Origin of the sequence: Chitinimonas sp. BJB300 (assembly GCF_002735695.1) — a bacterium.
Classification (GTDB): domain Bacteria; phylum Pseudomonadota; class Gammaproteobacteria; order Burkholderiales; family Chitinimonadaceae; genus Chitinimonas.
On record NZ_PDZH01000142.1, the window covers coordinates 1 to 8,585 of the forward strand.

The following is an 8,585-nucleotide window of genomic DNA, read 5'->3' on the forward strand; positions in this document are numbered from 1 at the left end:
CCATCGCCGACAAGCCCGTTGCTGTCGCCGCGCCAAACGTGCTCAGCAAATAGTCGGTGTACAAATCGAGTTCTTTGTTCTTCATGGCGACAGGTTAGCGTATGCACTGCGTAACATCAGTCAATAAAGAGAGCCAGGCGGCGCTGGATATAGCAGCAAAGGAATGAAATGTAAAAGTCATGTCTTGCTCGCTGCGGAGAGGTATTGAGGTCCGACATACAGTGGAACAATCGTGGGAAGCTCAGCATAACTGTTCCACTGGGCCTCAAATACCTTAAACATGGATCGCTCCTTCTGCCTTGCCCCGAACCCGCATAATCGATTGCCGTGTCGTGCCATAGTCCCGCGCCAGTTGAGAGACCGATTCACCTGCTGCGAGTCGTTGCAGCGCTTCGGCTTGCTGTGTTTCTGTCAATGCAGGCGGCCGGCCCATTTTCTTGCCTTCTGCCCGTGCACGCGCAATACCGGCATGTGTCCGCTCAATCAGCAAGTCACGTTCAAACTCAGCAACCGCGATTAGAACGCCCATATTCATCTTCCCGGCCGCACTCGTCAGATCGACGCCACCAAGCGCCAAGCAGTGAACACGTACCCCTTCGGCAGCCAGTCGTTCAACCGTTGCGCGTACATCCATGGCATTGCGGCCGAGTCTATCCAGTTTCGTAACAATGAGCACATCGCCGGGTTCCAGTCGATCAAGCAGCTTGGCGAACTGTGGGCGCTCTGTGGCTGCGACACTACCGCTAATGCTTTCGGTCACGATGCGCCGCTGGTTGACTGCAAAGCCGGCCGCTTCAATCTCATGTATCTGGTTATCGGTGTTTTGGTCGGCGGTGCTGACGCGGGCATAGATGAATGTGCGAGACATGGGATCAGGCGTTTCACTGTACGAAATAGATGTACCTATTCTACAATATGTCTGAAATATTGAAAAGCTAACTTACGTACAGTGTAATTTAGGATTGTACGAAATTGATCGGTTTCGGACATTTTTGAATTGGCGGGCTTCGGCACGGGTACCAGGTGTCTACGCTCGAAATCCTGTGGAACTTTTGTTTGATTTGTTTAAAAACACCCCACATTGAGGGGTTCTTCCACAGAACCCCATCATCTTCCGGCAGACTGAATAGCATTCCCCTCGCTTTAAACCTGTTTAGGGTGTCTTTATGGGCTCCAATACGCCAGATTGGCTCAACATCTTATTTAATGTGCCGTCTGCCGTCATCTCGCTTAGACCCTTATTAAATGCTTGTTGCAAAATTTTTGCTCCCGGCTTAGCTAGGGATAGTCCGACATACTGAAGGTTCGTAGCGACAGGGGGGTCAATCCAGACTAACTCTCCTGCCGCAGTGGGCATATCACGTGTAATGAGATATCGCGCCACACCCTTTTCGATCAGGATGAGGTCGACCCGCCCAGCCCGGAGTTTGATGAGGTTTTGCTTGTCATCGGGTGCTACGTCGGTGTTCAGTCTGGCGGCAACGAAGTCAGGTGGATCGCCATAGCTTTGTACAACCCCGATTTTGTAAGGGCGCAAGTCTTCAAATTTTGTGTACTTGATATTCGCCTTAGTGCGGGCGTAAAAGCCTACCTGGATTGGTGGCATTGGGTCGGTATAAAGCAGAAAACTTTCGCGTTCCTTAAGACGCCATACACCGAAAATACCATCAACTTGACCAGCCTTGGCATAAGCCAAACAGCGCGCCCATGGTAAAAATTCTAGCTTGGCGTCGTACCCGGTTCGACGAAATGCTTCACGTACGATTTCAGTAATGACGCCGCCATTTGGTAAGTCTGGTGCAAAGTAGGGTGGGTAGGCTAATGATACGAGGCGGATTTCAATAGGTGCAGCTAATAGCGGCCCAATTTGAACTAGGCATAACGCTATCGCCAACATGATACGGTTCAGCCATGAAAAACGGTTTTGATTGTACATAAACGCCTCCAAAACTATTTATATGCTAAGCGGTAATGCAGCCAGATAAGAGAGACGAATAATTAAGATATTTCTATCAAACGCGAATTCAAAATAGCGTTCTGATTACAAAACGCCGAAATGTTCAGCCATGAACAAGATGGCGATTGGTAGTACGACCGCTTGTTCTGCGGTGTGTAGTGGACCAGGACCCACCCAGAGAAACGAAAGAAGAAATAAACAAAGATCACCAGCTACGCGAGATAGCCGGAAGCTATCAAGAAAACAGGCGAATGGCGCATGAAGGGCGACTTGTTCTTAGCGGCCCCCACACGACCGGGCAGAGCTTCCCCTAACCCAAGTACCTATTCGGTAAAAAGGCGGGGCTCCACCCCTGTCTTCAACACTTTGGGGCATGAGGGCATCGGTAGCTTCCTCATTCGGTGATTCAGGGCCTACCGGCCCCCCGTGCAGGGTTCACCTTTCGCTTTCCTTGCTGCTTCGCACGGAATCCATCCTGACAGCTTTACTACCTCGCGTGGATCGGGCCGGGCTTGATCCGGCTACAAGTCAGGCTTGCCGGTCATTAGCGGGACGCTTGGCGCGAGCGTGCGCCCCCCGTGAGTTCTGCACGCGGGCTTGCCCGGAGCCATTCCTAGCTCAGGCGCACGGATTTTAGGCGTAAAAGTGCCTTTATCCGTGCTTGACCCATGCGTTTTGGTGACCTATATTGGTCGTTACGCATCTTTGTTTGGCATGAGCCAAGCACTGATTTAAAGGCCCGCCAATTTCTTTGGTGGGCTTTGTTTTTTCTGATCCTCAATGTTGTTTTCTAATAAGGCTCCAAGACGTAAAAGTCGGGGTGACTATTGCACACCATTGGTATGTTTTTCAAGAAATATCTTTATATATCAATGGTATACATGCTATCTATGATTGATATCATATCAATGATAGACATGATAGCTATCACTGATATCATGCCAAGATATCACCAGTTTTTTCTTGATATCATCGCAATTTGATGCAATCCTCCATTCGTCGAATAAATTTTGGGGGCTCTGCATGATTATTTTGGTGGCTACTGAGAAGGGCGGCGTAGGTAAGTCGACCATATCCACAAATCTCGCTGTAGCTTTACGGTTAGCTGGTAAAGACATTATCTTGGTAGATATAGACCCGCAGGGCTCTGCAACACGCTGGCAGCGTCTGCGTCAAGAGCACGAACAAGAACCACGTATTCCTGTGGTAGCAATGACAGGTAGAATCGGCGCCGACTTATTGGCACTAGATGAAAAATATGAATTTGTATTAGTTGACGCCGGCGGCCGGGACTCCATTGAAATACGAGATGCCGCTCTAGTTGCCGATTTATGGGTCATCCCCGCAGTTGCTTCTGCATTTGACTCTCTAGCAATGGACACTGCACTCACCATTTGCATGGGGGTTGAGCGCCAAACCGGAAACCCGCCTAGGGCATATACCTTAATTAATAAGGTTCCAACACTGCCAACAATTCAAGATGCTAATGAGCTAGACACCATGCTTCGAGAAGATGAGGATTATGCGCACTACATGCCACCTCTTAATTCTCGTTTGAGCGAACGGTTAGATTTCCAGCGCTCTCCTCGCAAGGGTGCCGGAGTTCTCGAATATGCCCCAACAGGCAAAGCAGCAGATGAAATGCGCGCACTGTGTGCTGAGCTGTTCGAAGATATGGTTGTCGTGCCATGAGTGAGGTTAAGAAACCTGCACTCCCACTTGGCGGCCGCTCTCGGGAAGAAAAGCTAGCCGCTCTAAGCCAAGCTTCCGCCTTCGTTGAAGAAGCACTAGAAAAAACTGGTGAGCATTCGACACCTTGGCAAATTATCGACCCAAAGGCGAAAGTTAACTTATTGCTTAGAATGCCCGCCAGGGTAAGTGCGAAGCTCGAATATGTACTTAACTTTCACCCAAATAGAAAACAAGCCAAAGACAAAACAGCAATTATTTTGGCTGCTTTAGAGCAACATCTAGATTCGATGATCAGTGAAATTGGTACCCCTTCCGCTCGCCGTGTCGCAGAAATGCTGGCTTCCGAGAAAGAGTAATTGAATTGATATCACAGATAGCTGTGATATCAATGATATACATGATATCTATCATAGCTTTGATATCTATGATAGCTAGCATGGCTGTGATAGATATCATAGATATCACACATAGTGCGGGTGTGGCTTCGAGCATCGAAAAGTGCATGCCAAGAGTGCATGAAATCGCATGATTTTTTGCACCCTTCCGACCGGTTCTTCCGCCAGTACTGACGCGGATTTAGCCTAGTTTTGCAGGTGCATGAAAACCGCGCTATTAGTGCGCGGGCGTGGCGGGGATATGAGCGCGCGCGCCGGGGGGAAACCCCCTTGCCGCAGACCTCGCCCAAACCGCCGGATTGTGTGAGCACTCCACACAATGGCGACTTCGTGCCACCGATCCCGTCGCGTTTGATACTGCAAGCCGAGTTACCAACCCGCTGATTTAACCCCTCGACTCACCCTTTTAAACGACCTCAACAGGCCGCAAGGGGATCGGCTTGCCCAAAGAAACCGATGGAAACTGTTGCTTACCACGTTGAGACCGACGCCGAATGGCTCGCAGCCAACTGCGCGCCGACCTTACGCAAGTCGGGCCGCCGTGAACGCAAGCATCAGTTACGCGCCATTCCTGAACGTGAATGGGACGCCGCCCGAGATGAAGACCATGACGCACTGGGTCAGCGCGTCAGCCACTGGTTACAACAGCCAGCGGGGTCGGTGGACCTCATCAACCTATCTGAGCGGCTGGATAAATACCTCGGCCATCCGTCCACCCCGTTGATAGACGTGTGCCGCCTGGGCGAAGACGGCGCAGCCCTGTGCGATAAGCTGCATACGTGGCTATCGCCTGAAGACACTGCCGCCATGATTGCCCCACGCTTTGATGTCCGCCTGCCACAAGCCGGCAGACAGGGCGTTACCGTTGAAGGGATTGGTAAACGCCTGGAAGACGGCAAGGTATGGAAGCGCAATCTGGTGCGCCGCCACCTGCAAACCTTGGAACAAGGCCGCATCAGTGCGGGCCAAGTGCGCCGGGGTGAGGACACCTATGTATCGCAGCAAACCCTCTCCCTGCTGCAAACCAAATGGAAGGACCAAACCGAAGCCCTGCACCATGCGCTGGCGATTAGCAACGAAGGCGATGAAGTGTCTTTGTTCGACATGCAGCAAAGCAGCGTGGCCAACCCCCGCGTGCGCTTTGCGGAATTGATTACCCGCGTTAAAGGCTTTGAACTGGTGGCCGAGGAACTGGGCCATACGGCGGTTTTCGTTACCGTGACCGCCCCGAGTGCCTACCACCCCAGCAAGACCGTCAGCAACAAGCGTAAGCGCGGCAAGCGGGCGTTTACACAGATCATCAATCCGGCCTGGGTGGCAGCGGGCAAACCCAGCCCCAAGCAAGCCAACGATTACCTATGCCAGACCTGGGGCAAGGTGCGGGCGGCTGCCGACCGCCGCGGCTTGCACGTCTATGGCCTACGCACCACCGAACCCCATGCCGACGCCTGCCCGCACTGGCACATGATGCTGTTTGGCGAACCCGACGCCCTCACGCGCTTTGTGGCGCTGTTTCAGGACTACGCTTGCCAAGCCTACCCCGACGAGCTAACCGGCAAGGTATGGAACAAGGAAGGCGGCAAGTGGCACAAGGTGCCGGCTACCAACGTGCGGTTTAACTGCCAAGTGATGAACCCGGCCGAAGTGCTGCCAGATGGTCGCCGCGTCGGTGGGGCTGTTGCTTACCTCACCAAATACCTGACCAAGAACCTCGACGGTAAAAGCGAACAACGCCGCGACGATGGCGAACATATCGCCCTGGGCGACGACTACGAAGCCGACACCGACACCATTACTGGGGCGCAGAAGGTGCGGGCCTGGGCCAGCCTATGGCATGTGCGCCAGTTCCAGTTTTATGGTGGCCCACCGGTTGCCCTATGGCGCGAACTGCGCAAGCTGCGCGGCGCAAAGCAGGACGACACTGTAATAGACCAAGCCGCAGCGGCTGCCGACATTGGCGACTGGCACCAGTTCTGCCAGCTCCTGGGCGGCCCGCTAGCCCGTCGTAAAGACCTGCCGTTGTCGTTGGCAAAGGAAGACCGCCCCGAGCAATTGAACCGCTACGGTGAGGCTGCCTGTGCTGTGGTGAAGGGGGTGGAAGCCGGCACGGCCAAGGTAGTAACACGCACCAAGACTTGGGCTATCGAATGGCGTAAGAAGCAGGAGATGTTTCAAGGCGTGGCCGAAGGACTCGCCGCAAGGACGGGCGAAGCTCGGCCATCTAGGACTTGTGACAATAACTGTACGCAGTTATTGGCCGACACCCTCAACGACCCACTACCGCCAGCCGAAACCCCGCAAATCGACGACGATTACCCTGATGAAGGCCCACCAACGTGGTGGAACCCTGAAGCAGACCCCGGTTTAGACGAACCGCCGCCCTTTGATGCGGGTTATTTCGACCACTGCGCCGAGTCCGGCCCACCTGAATGGTGGACCGACCGGGAGGAGTGCACACCTTTAGACGGTAATGCGGACTGGGTGCGCTGTGATGACTTTGAGCTATGAGGGTTATCAGCGGATTTGGAATCAGCAAACCATACTGATTACATAAAGGCCGTCTTATCCCCCATTAACTCTTGGTACATGTATTCACATGCCTCAGCTTCTGTGGGAAATGTCTTAGAGAAAGTCTTTCCTCCACGCTCAAAGTAAAATACTTCCCAGTTTGGTCTAACCTCTTCCAAACAAAGTGCCATATCTTCTGGTCCAGAGACGCTATATGCACTAGGTCTAATTCCAGCTGCTTGAAGAGAACGAATTAGACTTAATTTATTTGTTATATCCATTGTATGGTCCTCTATAAACTTCTTTCAGTTGTTCATTCGAGAGTAAATCTTTCACTCTTGAATTATCTAACAACCTAAATTGTGTACCCATACCTTGTTCGCCGAACCACGGGGCTATAGTTGCTGCCTCAACAACTAGTGGTGACTTCACTTCAAATACAGAGTATGGGGCACTCAATGTGCCAGGTCTTAGTGCTCTTGCGCTATATGAAGTACCCGTTGGGGATAAGAAACTACCAAAATCAGATCCGAATCGATCAATTTTAGCTCCTGGTATTAAAGTGAATAAATAACCGCCATCCAATGCACCATAATTTGGAGGCCACTCATTGTTTGAATATGTCTTGAAGTTACTCTGAACTCGACTTGTGCTATCAAAGAGTTGAAATTCTTTGAGTGAAGGCTTGCCTACAATTGAATTGTCTAACTTCCACGCCTTATATGAATCAAGACGTTCAGCAAGGTTTGATTTACTGTTACCGACAGAATTCACCACCTGCAATTTAGGATTACTCAGCGTCGGCACACCATACACACTACCAAAGTCCAACGCAGCTGAACCTAGATTGCCTAATACCCGCGCTACGCTTGAGTCTGGATTTCCTCCCGCTGCAACATGGACGCCAACAAATGGACCTCCTGATCCATAAAGATGATTGCTTTCTTCAACATAGCGTTGTGCAGCACTCAGGCGGTTAAAGCCATTGGCACCTGAAGCCGATAGCGAAGGCACATCTTGTCTGCCGAGATTTCGTTGTCTGATGGCGGCCTCTTCTCGTGCATTTTCAGCAGCACGAGAGGCCATTGATGCTTCTTTGAACGACCAAACCGGCTCAGCATCACTGCTAGATTTATTTCTACGTACCGACGGGTCTGGCATTGGGTCGCCACCACGTGACCGCTGGCGATAGGCTACCTGCCCACGATCACCAACCGCGGGCTCCCAATCATCAGAACCAGCACTTGTGTTACCCGCTGCTACCGGGCTTGCCGGTACGACCTCATCAGTAAACAGATCGCGCCAATCCCGTGGCCGCTCGCTGCGGTTCGGTTCTGGTACGACCGGCTTGGCAGGCCCCACCCAGTTACGACCATTCCCCGCAATACTATTGCCAAGCACATCACCGAAGATAGATTTTCCGGTCACGAGTTGTCGTACTAGAACCCTTCAAACATAGACGCCATGCGGCTTTTAACGCATCCATTGGCCTAAAACTGCCCAATGGACAGAATTTTTTCCAGACGCTGTTTTTAAAGAACATGGCTAAGTCCCCTTAGCGAAGGGGGCGGATTTTGCCAGAAGAAACCCGCAGACAGGCTGCGGGTTAGGGGAAACGAGCGGGGGAATCAGACTAGCGGCTAAGGAGATGGGCGGGGTACAGGCTCAACCCGCGCCCAAGGCCCGTAAAAGGGCCTCCAAGGCGATAGCAAGGGGTGGTGTGGTTTGGGTCTGGCCGACTGGCCTAGAGAGGGAGAGAGGGGCTGCAGAAGCCCGCAGGCAGTGCTGCGGACCAGGGGGACGGACTGCGAATCAGGGTTTCCGCTTCATCAGCACTCTCACCCGCATCGATTCGGTTTGGCTGGCGCGGGCATCCATCAGAAGGTGCTCAGCCAGGTAGACGGCTTCCAGCTCGTCCATGTGCGCCAGGATGGCTTCACGGGCGTAAAACGTCTTGGTGCGCCCCGTTGATTTCGATAATGCATTCAGCCGATTTTCAATGTCGGCAGGGAGTCGGATGGTCAGCACGATGG

General features: G+C 52.4%; 8 protein-coding genes. 3 read left to right on the plus strand and 5 right to left on the minus strand.

The features are described 5' to 3' along the window. Positions 1-274: 274 nt before the first annotated feature. Together CSQ89_RS18030 and CSQ89_RS18035 are read right to left on the minus strand one after the other, a co-directional pair. Entirely contained in the window at positions 275-868 is a 594-nt protein-coding gene (locus CSQ89_RS18030) for a recombinase family protein (RefSeq protein WP_099407469.1), read from the minus strand. Positions 869-1,153: 285 nt separating this feature from the next. Continuing rightward, a complete protein-coding gene (locus CSQ89_RS18035; protein ID WP_099407470.1) occupies positions 1,154-1,936 on the minus strand; it encodes a substrate-binding periplasmic protein in 783 nt (260 codons plus the stop codon). A gap of 1,044 nt (positions 1,937-2,980) precedes the next feature. Between CSQ89_RS18035 and CSQ89_RS18040 the strand changes: the two genes are divergently transcribed. The 3 genes from CSQ89_RS18040 to CSQ89_RS18050 all read left to right on the plus strand — a co-directional run bounded on the left by CSQ89_RS18040 (position 2,981) and on the right by CSQ89_RS18050 (position 6,552). Further along, positions 2,981-3,649, plus strand: a complete 669-nt coding sequence (locus CSQ89_RS18040; RefSeq protein WP_099407471.1) for an AAA family ATPase — start codon at positions 2,981-2,983, stop codon at positions 3,647-3,649. Beyond that, the gene (locus tag CSQ89_RS18045) at positions 3,646-4,005 is read left to right on the plus strand and encodes a hypothetical protein (RefSeq protein WP_099407472.1); all 360 of its coding nucleotides are present in this window, start codon (positions 3,646-3,648) and stop codon (positions 4,003-4,005) included. Before CSQ89_RS18040 ends, CSQ89_RS18045 begins: the two co-directional genes overlap by 4 nt. A gap of 495 nt (positions 4,006-4,500) precedes the next feature. Further along, positions 4,501-6,552 (plus strand): replication endonuclease, encoded by a 2,052-nt coding sequence (locus tag CSQ89_RS18050; protein ID WP_099407473.1) that lies wholly within the window; start codon positions 4,501-4,503, stop codon positions 6,550-6,552. Positions 6,553-6,590: 38 nt separating this feature from the next. Here the strand turns inward: CSQ89_RS18050 and CSQ89_RS18055 are convergent, their stop codons facing one another. The 3 genes from CSQ89_RS18055 to relB all read right to left on the minus strand — a co-directional run. Next, on the minus strand, positions 6,591-6,833 hold the full coding sequence (locus tag CSQ89_RS18055; RefSeq protein WP_199065682.1) for a hypothetical protein: 243 nt from the start codon (positions 6,831-6,833) through the stop codon (positions 6,591-6,593). After that, positions 6,817-7,980, minus strand: a complete 1,164-nt coding sequence (locus tag CSQ89_RS18060; protein ID WP_099407474.1) for a TNT domain-containing protein — start codon at positions 7,978-7,980, stop codon at positions 6,817-6,819. Before CSQ89_RS18060 ends, CSQ89_RS18055 begins: the two co-directional genes overlap by 17 nt. A gap of 384 nt (positions 7,981-8,364) precedes the next feature. Beyond that, positions 8,365-8,585: type II toxin-antitoxin system RelB family antitoxin (gene relB, locus CSQ89_RS18065; protein ID WP_308418176.1), on the minus strand; the 221-nt coding region annotated here is incomplete at its 5' end.

Excerpts from the sequence above, each read along its gene's own strand:
- CSQ89_RS18030 (WP_099407469.1), bottom strand. The coding sequence starts at position 868 with ATGTCTCGCACATTCATCTATGCCCGCGTCAGCACCGCCGACCAAAAC.
- CSQ89_RS18035 (WP_099407470.1), bottom strand. The coding sequence starts at position 1,936 with ATGTACAATCAAAACCGTTTTTCATGGCTGAACCGTATCATGTTGGCG.
- CSQ89_RS18040 (WP_099407471.1), top strand. The coding sequence starts at position 2,981 with ATGATTATTTTGGTGGCTACTGAGAAGGGCGGCGTAGGTAAGTCGACC.
- CSQ89_RS18045 (WP_099407472.1), top strand. The coding sequence starts at position 3,646 with ATGAGTGAGGTTAAGAAACCTGCACTCCCACTTGGCGGCCGCTCTCGG.
- CSQ89_RS18050 (WP_099407473.1), top strand. The coding sequence starts at position 4,501 with ATGGAAACTGTTGCTTACCACGTTGAGACCGACGCCGAATGGCTCGCA.
- CSQ89_RS18055 (WP_199065682.1), bottom strand. The coding sequence starts at position 6,833 with ATGGATATAACAAATAAATTAAGTCTAATTCGTTCTCTTCAAGCAGCT.